The sequence below is a fragment of the Halobacillus ihumii genome, from assembly GCF_902726645.1.
GTDB lineage: Bacteria > Bacillota > Bacilli > Bacillales > Halobacillaceae > Halobacillus_A > Halobacillus_A ihumii.
This window is the reverse complement of record NZ_CACVAO010000001.1, coordinates 4,069,474-4,091,140: the sequence shown is the minus strand read 5'-3', so window position 1 is coordinate 4,091,140 and position 21,667 is coordinate 4,069,474. Positions and strand designations below refer to the sequence as shown.

At 38.1% G+C, this 21,667-nt stretch carries 18 protein-coding genes; all 18 read right to left on the bottom strand.

The genetic code is table 11. From position 1 onward, the window contains the following. Positions 1-4 precede the first annotated feature (4 nt). The 18 genes from pglZ to G6R08_RS20360 all read right to left on the bottom strand — a co-directional run bounded on the left by pglZ (position 5) and on the right by G6R08_RS20360 (position 21,649). Entirely contained in the window at positions 5-2,500 is a 2,496-nt protein-coding gene (gene pglZ, locus G6R08_RS20445) for a BREX-1 system phosphatase PglZ type A (RefSeq protein WP_163530743.1), read from the bottom strand. Positions 2,501-2,551: 51 nt separating this feature from the next. Continuing rightward, positions 2,552-6,037: a BREX-1 system adenine-specific DNA-methyltransferase PglX gene (gene pglX, locus G6R08_RS20440; RefSeq protein ID WP_163530741.1), complete on the bottom strand. Its 3,486-nt coding sequence runs from the start codon at positions 6,035-6,037 to the stop codon at positions 2,552-2,554. A gap of 49 nt (positions 6,038-6,086) precedes the next feature. Then, complete coding sequence (gene brxC / locus G6R08_RS20435; RefSeq protein WP_163530739.1) at positions 6,087-9,653, bottom strand: BREX system P-loop protein BrxC; 3,567 nt, start codon at positions 9,651-9,653, stop codon at positions 6,087-6,089. Positions 9,654-9,663: 10 nt separating this feature from the next. Then, the gene (locus G6R08_RS20430; protein WP_163530738.1) at positions 9,664-10,212 is read right to left on the bottom strand and encodes a BREX protein BrxB domain-containing protein; all 549 of its coding nucleotides are present in this window, start codon (positions 10,210-10,212) and stop codon (positions 9,664-9,666) included. Beyond that, positions 10,209-10,811 carry a DUF1819 family protein gene (locus G6R08_RS20425; protein WP_163531414.1) on the bottom strand — a complete coding sequence of 201 codons (603 nt, stop codon included), beginning with the start codon at positions 10,809-10,811 and terminating at the stop codon, positions 10,209-10,211. The genes G6R08_RS20430 and G6R08_RS20425 overlap by 4 nt, the downstream gene beginning before the upstream one ends. Before the next feature lie 27 nt (positions 10,812-10,838). Further along, positions 10,839-11,081, bottom strand: coding sequence for a TIGR04540 family protein (locus tag G6R08_RS20420; protein ID WP_240339787.1), 243 nt, complete (start codon positions 11,079-11,081; stop codon positions 10,839-10,841). Positions 11,082-11,325: 244 nt separating this feature from the next. Further along, positions 11,326-12,249, bottom strand: coding sequence for a toprim domain-containing protein (locus G6R08_RS20415; RefSeq protein WP_163530733.1), 924 nt, complete (start codon positions 12,247-12,249; stop codon positions 11,326-11,328). Positions 12,250-12,307: 58 nt separating this feature from the next. After that, positions 12,308-13,798, bottom strand: a complete 1,491-nt coding sequence (locus G6R08_RS20410) for an ImmA/IrrE family metallo-endopeptidase (protein ID WP_163530731.1) — start codon at positions 13,796-13,798, stop codon at positions 12,308-12,310. After that, positions 13,785-14,066 (bottom strand): hypothetical protein, encoded by a 282-nt coding sequence (locus G6R08_RS20405; protein WP_163530729.1) that lies wholly within the window; start codon positions 14,064-14,066, stop codon positions 13,785-13,787. Before G6R08_RS20405 ends, G6R08_RS20410 begins: the two co-directional genes overlap by 14 nt. A gap of 60 nt (positions 14,067-14,126) precedes the next feature. Then, positions 14,127-14,534, bottom strand: coding sequence for a hypothetical protein (locus tag G6R08_RS20400; RefSeq protein ID WP_163530727.1), 408 nt, complete (start codon positions 14,532-14,534; stop codon positions 14,127-14,129). 10 nt (positions 14,535-14,544) lie between these two features. Beyond that, positions 14,545-15,708, bottom strand: coding sequence for a MobP2 family relaxase (gene mobP2, locus G6R08_RS20395; RefSeq protein WP_163530725.1), 1,164 nt, complete (start codon positions 15,706-15,708; stop codon positions 14,545-14,547). Further along, positions 15,705-15,962, bottom strand: a complete 258-nt coding sequence (locus tag G6R08_RS20390) for a hypothetical protein (protein ID WP_163530723.1) — start codon at positions 15,960-15,962, stop codon at positions 15,705-15,707. Before G6R08_RS20390 ends, mobP2 begins: the two co-directional genes overlap by 4 nt. A 250-nt stretch (positions 15,963-16,212) precedes the next feature. Beyond that, positions 16,213-17,076, bottom strand: coding sequence for a coiled-coil domain-containing protein (locus G6R08_RS20385; RefSeq protein WP_163530721.1), 864 nt, complete (start codon positions 17,074-17,076; stop codon positions 16,213-16,215). 12 nt (positions 17,077-17,088) lie between these two features. Beyond that, positions 17,089-17,652, bottom strand: coding sequence for a hypothetical protein (locus G6R08_RS20380; RefSeq protein WP_163530719.1), 564 nt, complete (start codon positions 17,650-17,652; stop codon positions 17,089-17,091). A gap of 27 nt (positions 17,653-17,679) precedes the next feature. Continuing rightward, positions 17,680-18,780 (bottom strand): lysozyme family protein, encoded by a 1,101-nt coding sequence (locus G6R08_RS20375; RefSeq protein WP_163530717.1) that lies wholly within the window; start codon positions 18,778-18,780, stop codon positions 17,680-17,682. A gap of 3 nt (positions 18,781-18,783) precedes the next feature. After that, positions 18,784-20,706 (bottom strand): VirB4 family type IV secretion system protein, encoded by a 1,923-nt coding sequence (locus G6R08_RS20370; protein ID WP_163530715.1) that lies wholly within the window; start codon positions 20,704-20,706, stop codon positions 18,784-18,786. After that, positions 20,699-21,346, bottom strand: coding sequence for a hypothetical protein (locus G6R08_RS20365; protein WP_163530713.1), 648 nt, complete (start codon positions 21,344-21,346; stop codon positions 20,699-20,701). Before G6R08_RS20365 ends, G6R08_RS20370 begins: the two co-directional genes overlap by 8 nt. Next, positions 21,347-21,649, bottom strand: coding sequence for a DUF5592 family protein (locus G6R08_RS20360; protein ID WP_163530711.1), 303 nt, complete (start codon positions 21,647-21,649; stop codon positions 21,347-21,349). Between the last annotated feature and the right edge of the window lie 18 nt (positions 21,650-21,667).

Below are 21,667 nucleotides of genomic sequence, written 5' to 3'. Positions count from 1 at the left end.
AAGTTTAATACAAGGCTTCATAAAGGCGTAAAACAAATTCTTCTTCGAGACATGTTTCCTTCCCCTTTTTAGTTACTGTATCAATTCGCAATTTACATTTTTCACCTATCTTAAAATGCTTTTCGATTAAGCTAAACTCCACTTGCCTATTACGCTCTTTATTTTCACCTTTTAAATCAAACACGAGTTCAACTTCATTGGATATTCGCTCATCGCCCTGATAAAAAGCTGCGCGCACTTGTCGAGACGTGTACTCATCAGTGATACTTTGTTCCTGATATAACGACACGAGCACTCGGTAGTTCGTGATTACTTTATTGATCATGGCTACCGCAATATCCACTGGCTGGGCCTTTTCAATACGACGGTAATCAATCAAAGGAACAACAGCTTCCTGAGGTAAGGCTCCGCCATGGATAAATTGCAGACCACCACCAGTTTTAAAACGGTTGAGACTCTTCGCAAGCACGACTTCAGCATTTTTTAAAGAGGTTTGGTGCTCAGCTAATTTAATTGCTCCTTCTGGAGCTGACAAATCGTGTCCAATTGCAAAACGTCGACTCCCATCTAATACCTTCCCGTCAACAGCTGGAATTTTCCCATGTTCTTCAATTTGCTTAAATTGAAATAGGAATCCATGATCAGCTGTGATAAAAACCCTTTTTGCTTGAAGGCGGGACAAACGATCAATGGCAAATTGTAAATCTTGAATTACTTGATGTACAGCCCCGTAAGTTTCACGCTCTGATTTAGCTGAATCCCCTAATGCGTCAATGTGATCGTGGTATAGGTAAACCAACCGCTTTCCTCTTAATAATTGCTCGGCTTCACTTGTTTTCATATCTAGCAGCTGCTTCAACTTCAAAACTTCTGTTTGTGATTCAACTGTTTGCAGGATCTTACGGCGGTTATCCATTCCTTTAGTCGATTGACCATCAGCTAATACACCGTTTTTGTCATCGACCTCTAGTTGACGGTGGGGTAGTAATGACGCCATTCCTAATTGTGTGTAAGTTGGATAACTTGATGCCATCGGTTGGATACTAGAGCTACCATTTTCACGTTTCGTTAAATGGTCATGAAGTTCATAGCCAGCTTCATAACGCAAAGCATCTGAAATGATAACGAAGACTCTTGTTTGTTCTTTATCCAATATTGGTTGAATCTTTTCAGAAAAGAATGTTCGCTGCGGCATTATTTTTGGAACATACCCATCTTCCAGTTTGAAATTCATTTCTCCTGATAGACGACCTAAATATTCATTTTCATACCAATTTGTCAGGCGATTAGCAACCTCTTCTAACATCTCTTTCGAATCAAGGCGTGTGAAATGATTCATGAAATGACGATAGGCTTGATCAATTTCGTAGAGAGATTCCGCATAATTTTTATAAAAATCATTTTTCTGGTGAATTCGATGTACAACAGTTTTTAAAGTCTCCATTCGAATAGCTTCGAAAATGGTTTTATACAAAGCTCTCAGTTTACCTTTTGAGCCCCAATGGGTCTGCAAGCGTTGCGTAATTAAAGATAAGCGTTCCTCCCCCTGAATTGTTTGATGAAGTAGCTCGTCGATACATTTTTCTATGATCAGAGCATCAGAAACAGGGAAGGTGTCTGTTAGAGTAAAGTTGGAGATGTCTTGTGTACCTAGTTTCTCCCTTACATGAAATGACTTCTCCCATTCCTTAATGTGTTTTTCAAGAATATCTGCATCACTCTGCTGAAGCCACTCTTCAATGAAAAGCGAACAAACGTTAGGAGATGAAGAAGTCCAACGCCTTTCCCACTCTTCCACAATAAAATTTGCCTTCTGTTTAAAGTGTTGATAGATGAGTACATTTATCAGCTCTTTAAAAGGTTGATTAAGATTACCCAAAGAAACACCAAAATAGCGACCAACGATCTCCAATGTGCGATCTAAGGAGTAGTTACGCTTAATCGACTTCACAAACTCATTATCTTCGAACTGTAAATCAGACGAGAGAATTTGACGTGAAATAACTCTGACGTCAGATACCGAGGCTTTTGTTAATACGGCCATCATACTAATCTCAAATTGAGTTTCATTCGCTTGTTCAGGTAATACTTTATACAGTTTTCTTTTACGCTCTTTGCTATTAAAGAATGACGGATACTTTTCCATCATTGGACGTAAAACCTGGTCAGATACGTGTAATGTTTCTGATAGAATAGCTGTTTCATCTGCTTTGAATTCTGTGCTGTATGACAATATATCCAACATTATATTATTCTTGTCGTCGGGTCTTGGTAAGTCAGAATAGATTAAAAAGGAATCTGTAGCTCTTTGAAATTCAAGCTCCACCTTCAGTTGAAAAAAGTTTTTATCTGTTAAACACCTAACTTCAACACCCATTAATTGTTGGCTTAGTTCATCAATACTTACTTGAGCCTGAGCGTCATACCAAAACACAATCGCTCGACCTTTAGTTTCCTTTTCTTGTTGTATTTTTTCTTGTAGTTTTTCAATTACATTCACGTCTTCCACCTCTATATTTAAACAAAAAGAGGAGAAGACCCCCTCTTTCAGTTACTTAATCTTTGCTAGTACATTATCAAATTTCGCGTAGTTCACTTTAACACCATCGTCTAAATCAATATCAAATTGTTCATTCGCATAAGTAGCTAAATGCTTATCAAATTCCTGCAGTTCTTCAACCTTTTTCTGAAAAGCTGTCTTAGATTTTTCTAAGTTGCGTCGATCAGTCGCAGGTAAGCTAGGATTAGCTAAACGTGTATCAATCATATCAATCTCATTCTGATACTTTGACTGTATTTCTTGTAAATGTTCAAAGCGGATTGTAGCCATTGTATCAGGTTGGTAACTATGCATATAAATCAGTGTTCGCAACCCTTTTTGTTTCCCTGAATCAATCAACCAATAAATTGGACGTTTTTGATATGTTGTGCAATGATCTTTGAAAAATTCATCTAAGAAATAGCGACGCAACCGCTCTTCTGGCGTCTCATTTTTCTTCATCTTCAAGGATTCAGCTAACCATTGTATATTTTCGTTTACTGTTTCTGCACTAAATGCTACTGATAGAAATTCGCGCAATCTAACAATAATGTCGGTATTAAAGTAATGACGGTCATTTAATTGAATAAGTCCCCCTTGATTTGGTTTAAATGTTTGATATTTTGATTCATTAAATTCACCTCCAGCATATGCAAGACCATCTATATCTAAGGAGTATCGACCCATAATACACCCTATAAAATAGGATAAAAACGATATTGTTTCTTGTTCTCTGTCTGATTGCAAAATCGTAATCTCCTTATCCTCGACTACATTATTAATTTCATTTTGCAAACCGTAGATACTAATAAATATATGGTTTATACGCTCTTCGTTAAATTTCATCTTCCTTTTATTCTGTTGTTTTAGATCTTTCCAGTATAAGTATGAATTCTTAAGTAAAGGTTCTTTATACTTTTTCCATAATAATGGGTGTTTAATAAACTCCCAAGATTCCTCATAAGAATCCCATTCAAATTTGGCCAGTTTTATATTAGACTCAACCAATTCTTGTAAGCTTTGGCTATTTTCTTTAGTAACTTCAGCAATTGGTATGTTACTTACGGGAGTAGGGTTAAAATCCATCGTAGGGGCAATTAGTGTTAAAAGGAGATGTGATACCTTTGAATTTAATAAAGCTAAAATATAATAAAGGTCTTTATCATCCTTTGGAAATATCATTGGTCCCTTACTATCAAAAAGGGAGCCTTGCGGCGAATATCTGAATGAGACATTTCCTGAAGTTAGGGATGACCACGTTATACCTTCTCTAAAGAAGAATCTAGGATTCCTCATCCCGAACTTTTCGAAATTTTTCAATTCCTCGCCGTCGTTTTCCCAATTTATAACATATTCGTTATTGCCATACCATTTTTTAAAACTGCCTCCTTTATTATATGGAAACCATTTGTACCCAGAGTTCTTTGATTCCTCTCTATTATTAATATTAAAACCAATCTTTTTATATGAGACTTCAAACCATAACTTCAAAAAATAGTCATTATTACCAGTAAAACTACCCTTTTTAACATCAGCAATCTGTTTAAGTCTGCTATACTTTTTAAAAGCATTTTGAACTTTTTCACTCATCCAATAAGCTATTGGGTTACTTGGTAAGTTTTTAAATACATCTGACGAGACTATCGAATATCTGTTATTATCTAGTGGAAATTTATGAGGTTCACTTTCTTCCAAATCTTTATATCTAACATACTGATATACGCCTTTATAACCTTCAGTTCTATTTCTTAAAATTGTAGCCACCGTACCAAACGATATCCCCATTACCATACTTTCCATATGAACCATACTGCAGATAGAATATTCTTTTAACAAATGCTTCCTATACTTCTCAAACGAAGATAGAAACATCCATGATTGCATAGTTACGTTAGCAATTACACCATTTTCTTTTGTGAAACTTTCCATTCTTTCCATCATTGCTGCAAACATGTCAGACTTTGTCATAGGATAATTTAGTTTCAAATAAGATTTCAATTGAGAATTGGTGTTTTTCCCTCCCATATATGGAGGGTTTGTAATTGTAACATCAAAAGTTGAACCTAAAATATGTGCTTGTTTGAATAAACTTTCAAAATGATGAAATTGATCATAGAAGACATAATCATCAATATTTAGTTGAGCTACATTAAATTCTTTTAATTCCTCTAACCTTTTCAAATATTTTTTGTAATCTACTTCATCAACTTTTATTAATGAACCATAATTTTTGCTGTCATTGAATTTGTCAAAAAGACTCTCAATCTCTTTCCTTTCTTCATTTGAATAACACAATTTTCCCTTTAGCAACTCCAAATCTAGTCCATTAGATTCTTTTATTGCATATATTTTAGGATAAAGATTATCTTTGAGGGCTCTTCTTGATTTTTCTCTACATTTCATTATTAATGCAAGAGTGGCTAGTTGAGTAGCTCTTTCATCAATATCTAAGCCATATAGATTTTTTTCAACAATTAATTTAGGAATGTCTTTCTTAGGATACCCCTCTTCTAAATACATTTCATACAATAAATCAAATGCATAAACAAGAATATGACCTGAACCTACACAGGGATCAATAATTGAAATTTCTTCTAAATTTATATTCTTATATCTTATTTCCTCTATCTTTTTAGAAACTTGATCTTCTTGGTCTGCTGGGTTTATATAATATGTCATACGGTTTGACATTAATGAATTCCCATTAGATTCCATCCATAATTCCCCTAATGAGTTTTCAACCATATATTTAACAATCCATTTAGGTGTAAATAATTGAGTAACAGCAGGTATTTCGTATTTAGTGACCTTTTTATTTCTTTTAATGTTATTATAGACTTTCTCTTTAGGCTCCAAATTATAATATTGATACAACCATCCAATAACTTCAACTTCTTTAAAACTACCAGTAAGCTCTTGATTATTTACTAACATTGATATAATAGATTCACTATCAAGAAGATATTCTGGAAGGAGTAACTCAGTATAATCATTAATTTTATCAAATAGTATAGGGAGGTTTGTACCAAGACTATTACATTGTGCAATCAACAATTTACGAAAAGCTTTTTCAACTTCTCCCTTCTGAATCCATTGATTCACTTCCTGATGGTTAACGTCTAATTTCATTGTTTCATGTTGATGTAAAATATCCGGTTCATTCTTACCCGTACTACTTGATAAAACATTAACTTTATCAGGTAAATAGTTATTTACTTCCATGTAACGAATAGCAATAATACGATTGAACCAAGTATATGCAACCTCATCAATAAGCTGCTCGTATCCTTTATCATATAATCTTCTTTTTAACGATTGAAATGCCGGCCTTAATTCAAGTGAATATGACTCACCATCAACAATTAATTGTCCGAATTTCTCTTCAATTTTGAAATCATCACCCTCAGTGATACCATATTTTTCTGCTTTCAATGAAACTTTTTCAATCAATTCGCGCCTAGCTTCTATAGCAAATTTCTTCAACTCTGCTTTATTCATTCTTTCACCTCTGTATGGAAAGGAGCAGATTATTCATCTGCTCCTAGTATTATGATTTAACGAAGTAATAAGTTTGTAATTCTTTTATCAAGTTTCTTCTCAATGATTCTATAGCGTGTTCCAGGTCTTCTTCAGAATCAATGGTGTCTACTTGGCTAAAGAATAAATCATACAAATCTTGCTCCGTAATAGACTTCGGTTCTCTTTTAACAGTGTCTGATTCCTCTCTTAATTCTTTAAGGATCTGCCTTACCTTGACTTTTGTTGAATCAATGAGCTCGCTTAACTGTTGTTGATTAATACGTGCACTGGAAATACGTCCGCTTTCTTTTACCTTTTCGTAAAGATGACTAGCTTTGTTTGTTATTGATTGAATGTATTCTGTAATAGTTTCATATTCAGAATACTGCTCATGTAATATCTCTAGTTCATTCATAGATTTATCAGATTGTACAAGGACTGCCTGCTTTTGTTTATTGGTTTCTTCTTTAATAAGATTCGTCAAGTCAACCACTAACTTTGGTAACTGACTGATATCCTTGGTTGGTTCTTCCTGTAACAAAATTTGTTTCATCCGTTGTACAATTTCCGCAAGTTCATCATTATGAATAACTTCTATATCCTGTTCATGTTCCATTAAAGCTTTAACCGCTTCATCAAAATTGACGATAGGATTTCCTTCATAAAAACCTTGAAGCTTCTCTAAAATCTCATACCACTCTTCTATATCATCTTCGTACTGTATAAACGTGCGACAAAATTGCTCAGGATCTCGGTTGGCCAATAACTTTTGTGTTCCATTAACGACTGTTCTTATATCACTTTCGCCAGGATAGGGGTATTCAATTAAAGTATCTTGATGGCGTCTTCTTTCTCGAATTTTTTCAATAGGTTGAACAAATTCTTCTTCAACTTTTCCTCTTATTATTTCGTTATAAGCATCATAAGTGTCATATGGTTGAGTAATTGAGAAGAAATCACGAACCAATGCAATCAATTCTTGTTTCACTTGCTTATCCATTTCTACAATCGGCATAACCACGATACGATCACGTTCAGAAACTTTCTCTAGTCGGTCATAGAACTGATCAGAGTTCGGTGTAAAAGGTTCTCCTGCATAAGTAAATCGCACTTTCCCTGCATTCATTAATCCCATCAAAACACCAATTGTATCTTGTTCTTCCCAGCCATAAGGAATAGTTTTATATTTTTGCACGACCTGCTTTAGGGTCCTTTGGTCATAAGAACGTTCAAGTTCCTCAACGTAATGTTTCATTTCATCCATAGCATTCTGATTTATATCGCTGAATAAACGTTGCTGACCTAAGTCCTCAGCAACTAGTTCCCATTCTTTCTTGCTGTTTTTAAAAGAGATGGGTTCTTCTATATAGTGGAACTTCGTAAATGTGTTACGGATCAGCATATCCATAGCTTGATTTACTTTATATTCGAATTTCCCACTAAGATCACGACGTTGTCCCTGAATATAAAATCCAGCATTTTCACATGCTTTGGCTAACAATTCCTCAGCTTTCTGTGCGAATTCATCCACTTCAGCAAGCTTAGATTCATAAATGCGTTTTTGTTGCTGAGAAGTTGTACTTGACTGCTTACGGCGCACATAGCTATCGACTTGTTGAATGTATGCAAGAGAACCCTCTGCTTCCGCAACGAGGTCTTTGTCTAAAAGAATAATTAAATGTCCAGAGTTTGCCTGTAAAGCCGCTTCTGAATCAGTCATTCCATCTGAGAAAACTTGCATGGTTAATTCGTGACTCATCTGTCCTTTAACATAGTTATCAAACCGCTTATTAAAGTCAAAATGCTTAGTCTGGTCGTTATACTTATATTCATACTTCGGTTGACGATACATGACGTTAAAAAAGAGATTACCTAATCGTTCTTTCACAGCAGAACCGTTGTAGTCTTCTACGCGTATTTCACGATTAATTTCTTGTTCTTCGTCTGATAAGAATGAATATGAACCATCTGCGTGCTGCTCAATAAACATTACAGTCTGAAGCCGGTTCAGCGATTCTTTTATTCTGTATTCTAATGGTTGACGTTCATCGTAAACCGTTTCAATCATGAGTGTGGCAATGTTACTTGATGTGGATTTGATTTCATCAATTCCTTTAATTAAATAAAGAACTTCCAATACCTTTACGTCGTATTCTTCTAATCCTTCCTGGTTTCGGGCACGGTCTCGCGCTCTTGCAATTGTACTAGTAATAGAAGATTCCAGGTAATCACGAATAGAAGGATAAAATTCTGCCATGGTAACCATATTATCTAGATCTTCTTCAGCATTTAATTGGGCAGCTTCCTGGAAAGCTTTGAGTAAGGAACGTTCACCTCGAGAGGTATGCTGTCCTCCTTCTCCCAGATTACGGATTTTGGTGAAGACTAGCTGCAGTAACTCAATTTGATAAGGAACAAATGGATAAAAGGAAACGAATTCTTCGATATTACGGTAACCGGAACGCAATTGAGTGTTATTCGTATCAAAAGCCAAGCGGTTATGAATTAGTTTTCCTTCTTGGTCATGAATAGTCTTTAATGTATCAGCACCAACTGGTTCTTTCTCCAAAAGACGTTTTTTGATTACTTCATCTGTATTCGCACTGGATAAGTTTATTTTTGTCTCAAAACGTCCTTGGATTTTAGAGAAGTCTTTCGTACTGTCTAAATCCGATACTGTTGACTCGAGTTTTTCCTGTGATGTGACGATTACCCATGCCTGACCTTGGCATAAATCACCTAGTTTTTCTGTAATTGTTTGGAGATTGAGCATTAAGCTTGTGTTGTTGCCGATGTACTGCCCGATTTCATCTGCAAGGAATACAATACGATAATCTGGACCCTGACTTTTACAATAATCAGCAACGAGTTCTGCAACTCGTTGAGCATCAATAGAAAACCATTCTCTGCTCATATCAAAGAATGTTTCCGCCGTATCTTGATCATAACCTACTGTTTCGAGAGCTTTTATAACTTTTCTTTTACGTAATAAAATTTTCAAGCGGAGTTCTTCCCAAGACTTACCGTTTTGATCATAAATCGTTTGTTTGAATTCTTCGTATTTACCATCACTATCTAATTGGCGTTCCATTTCAGCAACCCATAAGGTATCTGAATATCCTAAATGATTATTAAAAACCCTTAGAAACACTTCAATAATACGTTCTTTTTCTGAGTCCTTAGATGAAGATGTAGAACGTGAATCAATATTAAATAATAATGCATCCGATTTTTTCTCGGATACTTGTTGCATCGTGTTTAAAAGATGCTGGTTTTTGGTCTTATTTTCAAAATAATCAGCAGGTGTTTTACCTGCAATTGTCTGATTATGTAATAAATAGGATAGGATCTTTAAGAAATGTGATTTACCAGATCCAAAGAAACCTGAAATCCATACCCCCACTTTTGTTGATGGTTGATTATAGACAGCTAGGTAATTTTTATAAAATCTTTCCAGATAATGCTCACTTTCTTCGGTCAGGACATATTCATCCAATTCCGTTTCCACTACGTCCTCTTCTACTTGTTCAGCCTGAACGACGTTATTAATTGGACGAAATATATCTTTTTCAAATAGATCTTTAATCTGCATCATTTTTCCCTCCTCATGAAATTCGAGATAGTTGATAGTCATCTTCATAATCCAGAATACTGAATAACTTCAATCTTAATCCTGTAAATTCCCCTGGATAAAAAAGCACGATAGGCTTTTTGTACCCTTTACTTGAAATAGCTTTTAATAATTGGCTTGACCGCAGAAAAGGATGTGCTGTACCAACTCCAGTAATGAAAATCAGCTCAGATTCCTCTGTCATATCTTTGAATTGCTGGATCATTGTATTACCCTCGTTAAGAATTGGCTCGATTACATCATTTAGCCCACGTAGACCTTCCTCTTCAGACACTTCATACAATTCTTCCATTTCATCCTCTTCAAAAAAGGAGAGCAGAAACTCAAATAAGTTTACTTCTTTAATATTTACCTTGGTTCGTTTCAACATGTTTTTTAAATACACACGAACTTGCAACTCATCCTGTGGCGGATAATCCAGCACAAAATGAGGAATATCACTTCCGATGCCTTTAGGGTTCTTAAACCCTTCCTGGCTTACCCTTTTCTCCATTTGCTCTAAGCGTTCATAAGTCGATTTCATGATTTATTCACCTCTTCTAGGACTGTAAAAGAATATAATAAAGGTTCGTTCTTCTCAGCATATGTTTTTAAGGATTGAGTCATATGTATCGGATTTATCGAGTATTTCGTCTGATCCACTTTTTCAATCATCTTGGCTTCTTTAAAGAATAAGTTTAATGACCTTATAAGACGCTTAATCGTTTCAGGTCTCCAGTTACTAACTTTTTCGTCTCTGTTAGCCTTTTCTTCAAAGAAATAATGAAAGTCATTAGCATACAAGGACTCTTGAAGTTCATATTTATAGACGATCCTTTCCCAATAGAACTCTAAAGGAACGCGATATACCTGTAAAAAAGAATACAATGTCAAAGCCCTCCGGTCGTAATCAACTGCACTTAAAAAATGTTGCTGTAATTCATCACCTAGGACTGCCGCTCGTCTATACACCATGTTAAATCTATTCTTTATACTGACTGGGCTGCGCAACTGGAATAGATTCTTCTCAGTTACTTCATCTAATATTTCATTCTTTTTTTTATTTTGCTTCATGAGATCAATAACGATATACATCTCATGTTCTGACCATTTTTCTTTAGTAAATCCAGCTGAATATTGCATACTTTTCACCTACATTCTCTTTCCATCTCATTTATTGCGGTTAGAGAGAATTTTATTTACAACTTCTAACCTTCGTTTACCACATTGTTGCTTTAAAACAGTTGTAAAGTCCCCGTCCTTTAAAAACTTAGTATCGTTGTTTTTATAAAGGTTATGTACCAGCCCTATCATCTGTTCTTCTTCAATCTCATCATTCCAATATTTGTCGATGACATTATTTATCGATGAAGCCAAATCTCTTTGTGTTTTATGGAAGAGTTTTATACCCATCCAGTCCACCTCACTCATCTTACTTTTTTTATACTTATCTCTTATTCTATCGATAGTTCTAAGGTTGCACAATAGTTGGTCGAAAAATATACAAAAATTCCCTAGGCACCACAATCTTTATATGAACAAGGGGGTATGGCCGTTTCATGCCTACCCCTTTTATTGATAACCGTGTTCATGAGCTTTACAAGGACTATTTGCGTGGTATTAGTAGCCCTTTAAATCATTTTCTTGTTTTTTCCATTTAATTTAATTCAACCACCGAACTTTTAAGTGCTAGAGGCTTCTTTTTCCTCATCTCTATATTCCAATCTTTATTAGTAGGCAGATCAATTCTTGATACGCCTTTAGGCATTAGCCGGTGGTACTTTTTAGCAAACTCCCGTCCAGCCTTATCATTATCCGTACAAAACGTTATTTGCTTCACCTTATGACCTTCCTTCCCCATTCGTTTGATCTCATCTATCATAGTCTGACGTTTAAGGCCTGACATAGACACCAAGCGAGTATCTTGCAGCCTTTCTTTCTTTATACTCCAATAAGACAGCGCATCAATAGGACTTTCAAACAAATAAATGGACTTCGGCTTCCCAATATCAACTGAAAACCCAGCCGAACTATGGCTATTTCTATCAATACCTTTAAACATACGCCCATCTTTCATAGGAGAAGTACCTTGTCGATCTGCCCCTACGATCTCTCCCTGTTGGCTCCACTTGAAGACCACATTACCTAGCTTGTCCTGTGCGATTAAATCTTTATTATCAAGCCAATCAACTATCTTAGGGTGAATCTTCCGTTCATTCGTAAGATAACCTTTGGCCTTTGCTTTATCAGTCACTTCATAATGAGAAGGATATTGATAAGGCTCCTTCGCTTTTTGCTCCTGGACATTGTCTTTTACTTTATAACCTTGCTCATTTAAATCTAATACCGCCTCTGGAAAGCTCATGCCGTAAAACATTTTGGCAAAGTTAATGACTCCAGCTCCTTTTTCGTCTCTGGAATTCCAGGCATACATTTGGTCTTTAATTACTAAGCTATCATGCACTTGATGCCGGTAGTATCTTCCCTCTTTCTTCAATGGCTCCCCTTTACGTTGAAGATAGTCTACAAGATCCACATTACGTGCAACCTCCACTTGGTCCGCGCTTACATGTTTGGCCATGCAGCACTTCCTCCTCTCTAAAATTAGATATAAAAAAGACAGGGAGAAATCTCCCTGCCTAGCGTTCAATTCCTATCTTTTCTTTTTGATTTTTCTTCTGCTGAAAAGCTTCCTTACTCCCCTTTTCATTCATTTCTGAAATGGTGCTTTCTTTTTCTTTCTCTTCATGGAACTCTCGATCCAACTTACTTTCAATTTGGGATAGTCGCTGTTCTCCACGATCCGTTAATGGTAGTTCTTTTAATTCTTGAAGAGATTCTTTCTTAAGCTGGTACACCTCTTCCTTACTGTGAGTCTCTTGAAAAGCACGCATCTGGTTTAGTCGTTCTTGCCGGTCATTTTTTTCTTCTTTATCTAATTCTTTTCCGACGGTTGGTTCAATAAAGTTCATGAGCTCCTTTTTATAAGCTTCTTTGAAGTCCTGGTGGGAATACTCCTCTTCTGGTTTTTCTTCCTTATCAAATGGCCCGCTATCCTTCTCAGACTTGCTCACTTGAATTCTGTACATATCCCGAAGCTTTTCTGAAGGTAACTTCTCCCTTTCTTGTTTCTCCTCTTCCGCTTCATGTTTTTGTTCTTTAGCATCCATACTTTTCTCCCCTTCCATTTCTTGTTCCATTGATTCTTCGAGGGCCATAATGAATTCTTTAGCTGTTGACTGAACTTCTTGTAATAGCTTTTCATGGTCTTTAAAATCATGGTCTTTGGTCCAGTGATGCAGATAATCCAATGAGTAGTCACTGGTATCAATTTTGAAATAAGAAGCAACGGTATAAGCAGTCATTTCCGCCTGAAACTCTTTCTCCGGCTTGGTATAGTCATTCATGTTTTCTTCTGTATGAAGTTTGGCATGAGTTAGTTCATGTAACAGCGTTTTTGTGTCCTGACGCTCCGAATTACGTGGATTAAGAGCTACTTCTCCTCGTCCGGTATAACTCACTCCTTTGGCTGCCCCTAACTCTTCATAAGGCTCTACAATTCGTATGTTATTTTTCTCAGCTATATCCTCCATCCCTCTTCGAAGCTGACTGTAGTTTTCAACCTGTCCATCAATCCATTTGTTAGGAAAGATCTGGGGTAGGTCCTTTTGAGTGGCTGATGTTTGAGAGATATCAAATACACTTCCTGTAGAATAAACAAGACGGCCATCTCGTTTGTCGAGTTGACCGTCTTTAACTAATTGCTTTTCTTTTTTTGTCGCATACTTTAAAGGTTTCCATTCGCCCTCTTCATTTTGAAATTGCTGACCTAATCGATTGGGCACGAGAATTTTTAAACTTTTCTCTCCTTTGTTTACTGGAAATCCTTTTTCTTTCCAGAATGCATAGGAACCTACAGCTTCAGCCCCAGGAAACTGCGAATCGATTAACGCTGTATTGCGCGGGGAATATCGATGGAACTTCCCCATAAAGTCCAGATACTCTTTCATTTGTTCAGGAGAATGGAAGTGATTGGCGATGCTCTTCTCCATGCCTTCCGTCAAATGATTGATCTCTTCTTTCACCTGTTCAGGCGTTTTCTTTTTATAAGGTCGTTTAGTCTTCGCCATGATATTCAGCTCCATCACTGATGTTCATAAGCTCTTCCATTTCCTCTTCATCGTAGTTTGGCTGGGTATCCAGAATTAGTTCCTTGGTTGATTTATTAAACGGAATAAGCAAGTTTTCTTGATTCATTAAATGCTGCTCAAGATCAGCCATTTCTTCATCATTCAATGTCAGGCTATATTCCTCTTGGCCCACTTCCATCACAAGTTCGTTATTATCGCTTAAACGCTTGAATACGCCTACCTCATAATTGCTGTTAAACAAAAACATCCGTTCATCTCCTTTATTGATAATTCTTCACGAATACCATTAGATTGATGCTGATTGTGTCTATGTTGCACTTATTCTTTTTTGACGCTGATGACCGATTCTTTCTTCTACTGCTTGTCTCGCATCCTTCATCGCTTGGCTCTCAAAGATCGGTGTCGTAACACAGCTTTCTAAGTTTTGATCCATCGCAAAACCATTCATTAATTCAAGAAGCACCTGCGTATTTTTATCACTACGATTGGCCGCTAAACGCAGCCGTTTCATCTCTTCTGAAAACACTTCTTGAAAGCGTTGGGCCATTAAACTTAGGAGGTATTCTTGGGAATGGTCCTTCGCTTGCTGAGCTTCCCATTCCTCAATCATTCGGTCTAAAGCTTCACCAGGATAACGAATATGATGCTGTCCCTGATACTCTTTGATTAACGATATCGTCTCTTCATGAAGCGTGATATTTTGACGCCTTCTCATTCATGTACCCCTACCTTTCCCTTTCGATTTCTCGTTCCAACTTTTGATGATCCAAGTCATTGATAAACTGATCATAGGTTTGTCCCATTGAGCGCTGAATGCTTCTTAGGGAACGTTGCAAATGAATACCTGAAGGCATGGACTTATAAGGAGCATTTGTATTGGTAGTTTGTCTAGGATACTGCTGGTGATCGTACCGTTTCATTTCTTGTAAGAATGCATTGCCCATCCGTTTATAGAGCTCACCCAACTTGTTTTGTTTGTAATGCTGATAGCGCTTTTTATCTTTAGGTCCATCCCCATAGGCTCGTTTTAATTCACTCACTTCTTGATCCAATATATCATGTAGCCGCTTCATATCTTTGGGGTGATACTTATTTAAGTACCTTGTTGTTAGTTCATCAATTTTTGATCGAAGAGGATTTAAAGTCTGATAGCCATAGTGCCATTGTCGCTTATCCTTAGGCAAGTGATTATACACTTCGAGGAACAAAGGTTTCATCTCTCTATTGCTCCATTTCATGCTGCTATTATCTTTCTTTCCATTCACCATATGCTCACGGATCAAAGCGTTAATTTGGTTCCGTTCTTGCGTTCGATCTAACAATCCATTGACCACTTCACTTTTCATCGCGTCTAAAGTTTTCGGTTTTCGCTTTCCACGATCACGAGTCGGATTCGGTTCGACCGTTGCTACATGAATATGAATGTTATCGGTGTTATAGTGGATGGCCGCCGACCAGATAGCACTTTCTTGTAACCCTTCTTTTTTTATCATCGCCTGCATGGATTTTCTTGTCACTTGCTTCAAAGCGTCTTCATCTAAGGTGTGCGTTTTTGAATCATAAACGCCTCTTTTTTGAAGCCAATCATTATCAAAGGTAATGACGTCCTGCCACATGATACTGTTCTTCTTTTGAGCCTGTTCAAACAATGATTTAATACCCCGTTTTCCTTCCACCGATAAATGGTCTGATTGCTGAGTAAACAAAGCAGATGTTTTATCCGGGTCGTCCATATAGTGATTATATAAACTAAACATGGACCGATGAGCTTCCCCTTTATCTTTTGCTTCTTCACGATCGACGTACTGTACATAATCTTGGAATCCTTTTTTATTGGCTGTCACGAATTTTGTTTTTAAGACTACTCCCGGAGTAACAGATTCAGTCATACGTCCTCACCTGGTTCATCAAAATGTAAGAACTCATTCATTTCTCGAATTGCTGTATAACAATGGGCCATGGTTTGAATGTTTCGATCGACTAACTGCTGCAGCCTTTGTTCCCGATGATTTTCTTCTTGAAAGACAGCTAACTGTTGCAATTGAGCATGTAAAAACTCTTGCCGACTTAATCCTTTTTCCTTCGCGAGCTCGTCAATTCGTTGAACGGTTTTCGGATCCATATACCGAATTCTTATTTCCATGAAAGTCCCTCCTTTTGATTAAGGTCCTAAAACTAGTGAATAAAGAGAAGAGCATAAGGGGTTTTTGTTCCCACTTGGCGTGTGAATCCCGGCAGAGCCGGGCAAAACGAGGGCACAAGAAAATCCCCAAATGTGCGGTCACTGTGTTGCCAAAACAGGCACAAACCTTCGTGTTCCAGCTTTGGTGTGTGGTCCCTGCACAGGGGATGTGTAGTCCTTGTGTTGATGCTTTTTCTCATTTTTTTCGATTTTAGCTATCAATCATGTCTCGTTTTTCTTTTAACATCTTAAGCTTCTCCTTTATAGTTTGAGTAGTCGCTTCGTTCTCTGCGGCCTCTCTATTGAGTCTCTTTTTTTCATTTTCTATTTGTTGAATTCTTGTATTGGTTTGCTCCTTTTCTTCGCCCGTTTCATACAGTCGGTCTGATTCTAATTCCACTAGTTTTTGATTCAGATCAATTAGTTTTTGTTCGATTCTTTGAATTTGCTTTTCCTTATCTTGAATGGTTTGTTTAGCCTGTTTGATATTTCTTGTTAAAGCAGCTAATTCATATTCTTGTTCCATTTGAATGGTCAATGTTGGATCGGTTTGAACTTTCCGTTGATCGGTATAGATACGTGCTAATTCTTTGACTTCTTCATCTCCCTTCAGTTCCTGTGGAGGATCACCAAGAAGCACCTCATCCTTTTCTTTGTGCTTGTAAATGTCTAAAGCCATCACCTCGAAAGAGGGACTTACGTCTTGAATACTAACTACATATTGACCTTCTTCATGGTACTCAACTGTCGTCGGAATCTTTCGTTGAGGATTAGCCTTCTCTTGTGCAACAAAGGTCAATGGATCCTCTAATAGATCCGTAGATTGATCTATATTCAGAGTAACAATCATAAGTTGATGGTTCGGATTATAGGTCCAATTCTCAATAATCATGTCCCCAGATCCTTTCAAGTTGATCTGTTTATTCAGGGGGGTTTGCTGAATTTGCCCATGATGTTGGTCTCCCCATATAAATCCAGAACATAAGAAAAAGAGAAGTGTCGCCGTCATGATACTTAACCCCATTAAATACATTTTCGATGTGTTTTCTGTGACCACATTCCTCTGTTTTTTCATTTATTTCCCCTCCTACGTGGCTTGCTTAAAGTCCACCACTCTCCATCGCCCATCTTGCTTTTGGACGTCTATTTCTAAAAACACGTCCGACACTTGTTCTTGATCATTCTGTAAAGAATGAAGAGTGTGATAGAACCGAACCAGGACCGTTGCATGGTTGCTAGTTAGGTTGCCCGTTTCAATAAATAGCTGAACATGATCTATGCTCGTATTCGTTTTCCCCCTATAGGTTTCTGTAGGAAAAAATGTGTTGATCAGCTCATCACTCATGATCGATTGAGCTTGCTTTTTTCGTTCCTGATAGGTCTCTTTGCTGTGCACAAAAGCTGTTTCAACAAACGCAGATACCTGATCCACTAATGTACGGTGGCGGGCTTGAATTTTGGCTGGATGTTGTCGTTGGAGAGTCTGCTTCAGCTCCTGATTTTCTTTTAAGATCTGTTGCTTATTAGCTTGCAATTGCTTGACTTTGGCTTGTAGTTCATCGTTTGATGCGTTGGTTTGGGCATACACGTTAAACCCCGTAACAGCGATTAAAAAGCCAAGAAACAAACCAAACAAGACTCGTTTATTCATTCATATCCCTCCCTGTATACAACTTGTTTACAGATCAAGGTATGGAGCCGGATCCACATCGGTTCGATACTGATTTTTCGTTAACACCTCAAAGTGCAGGTGAGGTCCAGTCGAGTTTCCAGTGGTCCCACACTTCCCTATTTCTTCACTCTTTTGAACCACCTCCCCTTGATCTACATCCACAGAATAAAGATGCGCATAGTGACTAAATAAGTCATCTTGGTGTTTGATAATCACGCTGTTTCCGTACCCTGTTCCTCCATTACTGACTCTTACTACTCGACCGTTATCAACGCTTTGGATTGGGGTCACTGCGTTCGTACATGCAAAGTCCATCCCCCGGTGCATTGTCGATGTTCCATTGAAAGGATCCTTCCGCATCCCGTAATCTGATGTCTGTTTTAATGCTCCTGCAATCGGCAGAACCCAATCTCCCGATGGTCGGACATCTCCTTCAACAACTCCTCCTTTCAGGTAACTTAAAACAGCTTCTACATACCCAATATCGCCGTAACAAGCTTGAAGGGCAGCTGCCTCCGGAGTAATACATGAATACATGCCTGTTTGCTTCAACTCTTGGTATTTCATCTGAGAAAATTCAATCGCTATGTCCATGCTGTACTCCCTGTGATTGTGCTCTTTAACGTAATCAATAAATCCTCCTCCAAAGTTATACGCTTGAAGGGCTAACTTCACATCACCGCCAGCTTTCTTTAACATATCTGCAAAATATTGAACCCCGACTTTAATGCTTCGTTCGGGGTCATCAATCGTATTTGGTGGCAAACCTAAGGATTCACTGGCCTGCATCACATCGTCAAGCCTTCCACCAGATTCCTGCATGGTCTTGGCCAGTAACAGCTCCACGTAATCGGCTACCCCATATTTGACTGCATACTTTTCAAATAAAGGGCGGTAACGCTCCACAGCTGCTGAAACCTGTGCGGTTCCATTCACCACGTCGACCGATTGAACATCTTCACTTTCACTACTCTTTTGATAGCCGATTAACGTGGCGATAGCTGAAGCATATAAAACCATTTGAAGGAGAAAGATAGCTGTTATAAAACCAATTAACCAGAGCCATACTTTTCGAGGTATAAGCCCCAGTACTAACGACCAAGGCATTAGTTAGGCACCTCCTCCGAATAAAGCGAGCTCTTCATCCGATACCTCCACGTTAAAGCGAATATTTTCCACGGCTCGGATGCTCAGCATCGTATCTCCTGTCTGCAAATACGGAATATCATGCAACTCACTCTGGCTTAATTGGCCGGCGAAGATTTGCTGCATCATCTCTAAGTTGTTACTGTCCTGCTGCATAATAACTTTGTATTGCGTTAGTTCGAAGAGCTTCTTAATCTCTTCTACCATGCCTTGATCGGATCCCTCCGGCACAAAGTCGCGAATCGTGTGACTCGCGTACAACAAACTGCCAAAATATTTTCTAGCCTCACGGCTAAATTTCGTGAGAAATTCAAGAGCACTTTCACTTTTCTTTTTTGTATTAATGATGTGATGGGCTTCGTCCATTAAAATCAAATAACGAACTGCATCTTCAAAGGCCAACTCGCCCCGGTTGTATGCCTCAAACTGAGGGGCGCCATTCGTAAGCATCGAATCCCAAAGGAGATTCAACACATTAAACAATTGAGCCTGAAAGACCTCCGCACGCATTTGCGATAAACCGCGGAGCGTGAAGGTAACGACTTGTTGTTCATTAAAATGTTCAACGGTAGAGGTACCATTGAACAAGTGAGCGTACGTTTCGACAAGATTACGGATATTTAACTCAATGCTTTCGAGACGTCTTTTTCGTTCTGGACTCACCTGTTCCCATTGCTTCCCTTCGCTAATGTCCTCATATAATTGATCTTCAATAAAGGTAAGGAAATCAGAAAAGATCGGATAATGGTGGACCGGTCGCTGTGTGATATTTGAACTCCCATTCTCGTTCCAAAGTCCATTAGTTTCATAGAGTTGCCTTAATAGATTCTCATACTCTTTTAGTTCACTATCATTGGCTTCCGGGGCCAAAAACTTATAGAACGTCGTCAGTTTGGATAAGTGCTGTGTAAATGATGTCGTTTCATCTTCAGCCGTTCGATACACCTGTAATGGATTAATCACTCCGTCGGATCCATCTAAGGCAATTTGTTTTCCACCCAAAGCTTCCGTTAGTTCCGCAAATTCGCCTGTTACGTCGAAGGTTCTTACTTTATATCCTTTAATGGCATTATCCAGCATGATTTTCTTGAGCGTAGTTGACTTCCCAGCACCCATGGCCCCTACCATGACACCGTTATAACTTTTGCGCTGGTTATCACGGTGAAACAAATCAAATACGACGTTACCACCGGTCAATGTTGTTCCATAAAACGTTCCGTAAGGGTCATGTAAACTCGTAAAGTGAAAAGGAAAACCACCAGCTAATCCTAAAGCTGGGATAGGTTGACCTACCCGTTTGTTGCGATACGCGGACTGGTTGTCATAACTTGAAAGAAGAGCTTTCCATTCGTACTCTTGTTCATTTAAGAAAATCGATCCCCGAAAATTCTCATCTTGCAAGGTTGATAGAACGGCCTTCACTTTATCTTCTAATTCAACCTTTGTTGGGGCACTCACATAATGGCGGAGGTGTACACGCTTTACGATTTCCCCTTGTTCTGACACCTGATTGTAGAGTTCTCGTAAATCGTCGTAATTGTTTTGGGCTTCGATGATACCAGCATTGTCCTTTTCATTGATGATTCGAGAGCTTTGTTCAGCCATCCCTTTGTTTAACCCATCGCGAATTTTGTATCGGTCGTCCGACACAATATCCATAGTTGTAATCACATTCTCCATATTGAAGATCGGCTCTAACCAGAAGTCCGATACATTTTTAGGAAAAGCATATACATGGACACATGCCTCATACCCATCCCCCTTTCGTATAAGAGACTCCTGGAAGTTGATCCCTCCTTGCGGTTGGATATGAGCGAGTAAGTACGGATTGTAGCCCTTAGACGTTATTTGTTCTTGATCTGTTTTGGGTTGCAAAAATTTAAACATGGCTCCTACCCCTTTTTTCAAGCTTGGAATTTTGGTTATACAGCTTATAAAGCAAATCAAGTTTCTTCTCTTCCGTTAAGGAACGTAAGGGAGCGACCCGCCCCAGATAACGTTGACAGTTTTTCCGGTATTCTGATAACTGCTTTAGGCTTGAGGCGTAGATAAATAAATAGAACTCCCGATTTGTTCGGTGTTGTTCTAAGAAGCCTAATTCATCGCGTTTCCTCAGGAGAAAGCGTTCATATAAGGGAGAAGTATTCTGTTTGATCCTACGGTCCACTGCGTCAAGCTGTCGTTGCATATCAACGGGGAAGTTCATCGACACAATTTTGATGTCGGCAGCGTAGGATTGAAAAAACTTGGCCATCATCATGATGTCGTATTCTGTTTCATCCATAGAAGGAGAGTAGATATCCTTGCTTTGCAACTGCATCATATCCATATAACCTTCATCCTCTTGAAGTTGAAAAGCCCCATCATCTGTCATGTCCCGAATCGGTATAATTTCAGCAATAGACGCTTTGGCCTTCGATCGCTTCTTCTTCCGAGACTTTGACCCTTTATGTTTCTTTTTTCGTTTCTTGAAAAGCTGTTCATCGAAGAGAGCCTGCTGTTCTTCATGCTCTTCAGAGAAGGTCATTTAGGACTCCCCTTTCTCTTTTTCTTCTGTATCCATAGAACAATAGGTGATACGATCTCGAAACACAGCTAATCCCAATGCTTTCACCATTCGCATTTTCGGGTTTGACTTTGGCCGGACAAGCCAGGTCATCATCAAGATGATCCAAAAGGTCGCGTAATACCAAATCAAAGTGGGATGCACGACATAACGCAAGGTAAAACCGACCCCTCCAAGAATTAACACCACAAGTAAATCCGTCAAGTAGAACAGACGATTAATCTTTAGTTCACTTCCGATTTCAGAAGGAATTTTATAATGCAACGTATCTTCTCCTTTCCA

Excerpts from the sequence above, each read along its gene's own strand:
- G6R08_RS20385 (WP_163530721.1), bottom strand. The coding sequence starts at position 17,076 with ATGAAAAAACAGAGGAATGTGGTCACAGAAAACACATCGAAAATGTAT.
- mobP2 (WP_163530725.1), bottom strand. The coding sequence starts at position 15,708 with ATGACTGAATCTGTTACTCCGGGAGTAGTCTTAAAAACAAAATTCGTG.
- G6R08_RS20425 (WP_163531414.1), bottom strand. The coding sequence starts at position 10,811 with ATGCAATATTCAGCTGGATTTACTAAAGAAAAATGGTCAGAACATGAG.
- G6R08_RS20390 (WP_163530723.1), bottom strand. The coding sequence starts at position 15,962 with ATGGAAATAAGAATTCGGTATATGGATCCGAAAACCGTTCAACGAATT.
- pglX (WP_163530741.1), bottom strand. The coding sequence starts at position 6,037 with ATGAATAAAGCAGAGTTGAAGAAATTTGCTATAGAAGCTAGGCGCGAA.
- G6R08_RS20400 (WP_163530727.1), bottom strand. The coding sequence starts at position 14,534 with ATGAGAAGGCGTCAAAATATCACGCTTCATGAAGAGACGATATCGTTA.
- G6R08_RS20365 (WP_163530713.1), bottom strand. The coding sequence starts at position 21,346 with ATGACCTTCTCTGAAGAGCATGAAGAACAGCAGGCTCTCTTCGATGAA.
- G6R08_RS20430 (WP_163530738.1), bottom strand. The coding sequence starts at position 10,212 with ATGAAATCGACTTATGAACGCTTAGAGCAAATGGAGAAAAGGGTAAGC.
- G6R08_RS20370 (WP_163530715.1), bottom strand. The coding sequence starts at position 20,706 with ATGTTTAAATTTTTGCAACCCAAAACAGATCAAGAACAAATAACGTCT.
- G6R08_RS20380 (WP_163530719.1), bottom strand. The coding sequence starts at position 17,652 with ATGAATAAACGAGTCTTGTTTGGTTTGTTTCTTGGCTTTTTAATCGCT.
- G6R08_RS20420 (WP_240339787.1), bottom strand. The coding sequence starts at position 11,081 with ATGGGTATAAAACTCTTCCATAAAACACAAAGAGATTTGGCTTCATCG.
- G6R08_RS20410 (WP_163530731.1), bottom strand. The coding sequence starts at position 13,798 with ATGGCGAAGACTAAACGACCTTATAAAAAGAAAACGCCTGAACAGGTG.
- G6R08_RS20415 (WP_163530733.1), bottom strand. The coding sequence starts at position 12,249 with ATGGCCAAACATGTAAGCGCGGACCAAGTGGAGGTTGCACGTAATGTG.
- G6R08_RS20375 (WP_163530717.1), bottom strand. The coding sequence starts at position 18,780 with ATGCCTTGGTCGTTAGTACTGGGGCTTATACCTCGAAAAGTATGGCTC.
- brxC (WP_163530739.1), bottom strand. The coding sequence starts at position 9,653 with ATGATGCAGATTAAAGATCTATTTGAAAAAGATATATTTCGTCCAATT.
- G6R08_RS20405 (WP_163530729.1), bottom strand. The coding sequence starts at position 14,066 with ATGTTTTTGTTTAACAGCAATTATGAGGTAGGCGTATTCAAGCGTTTA.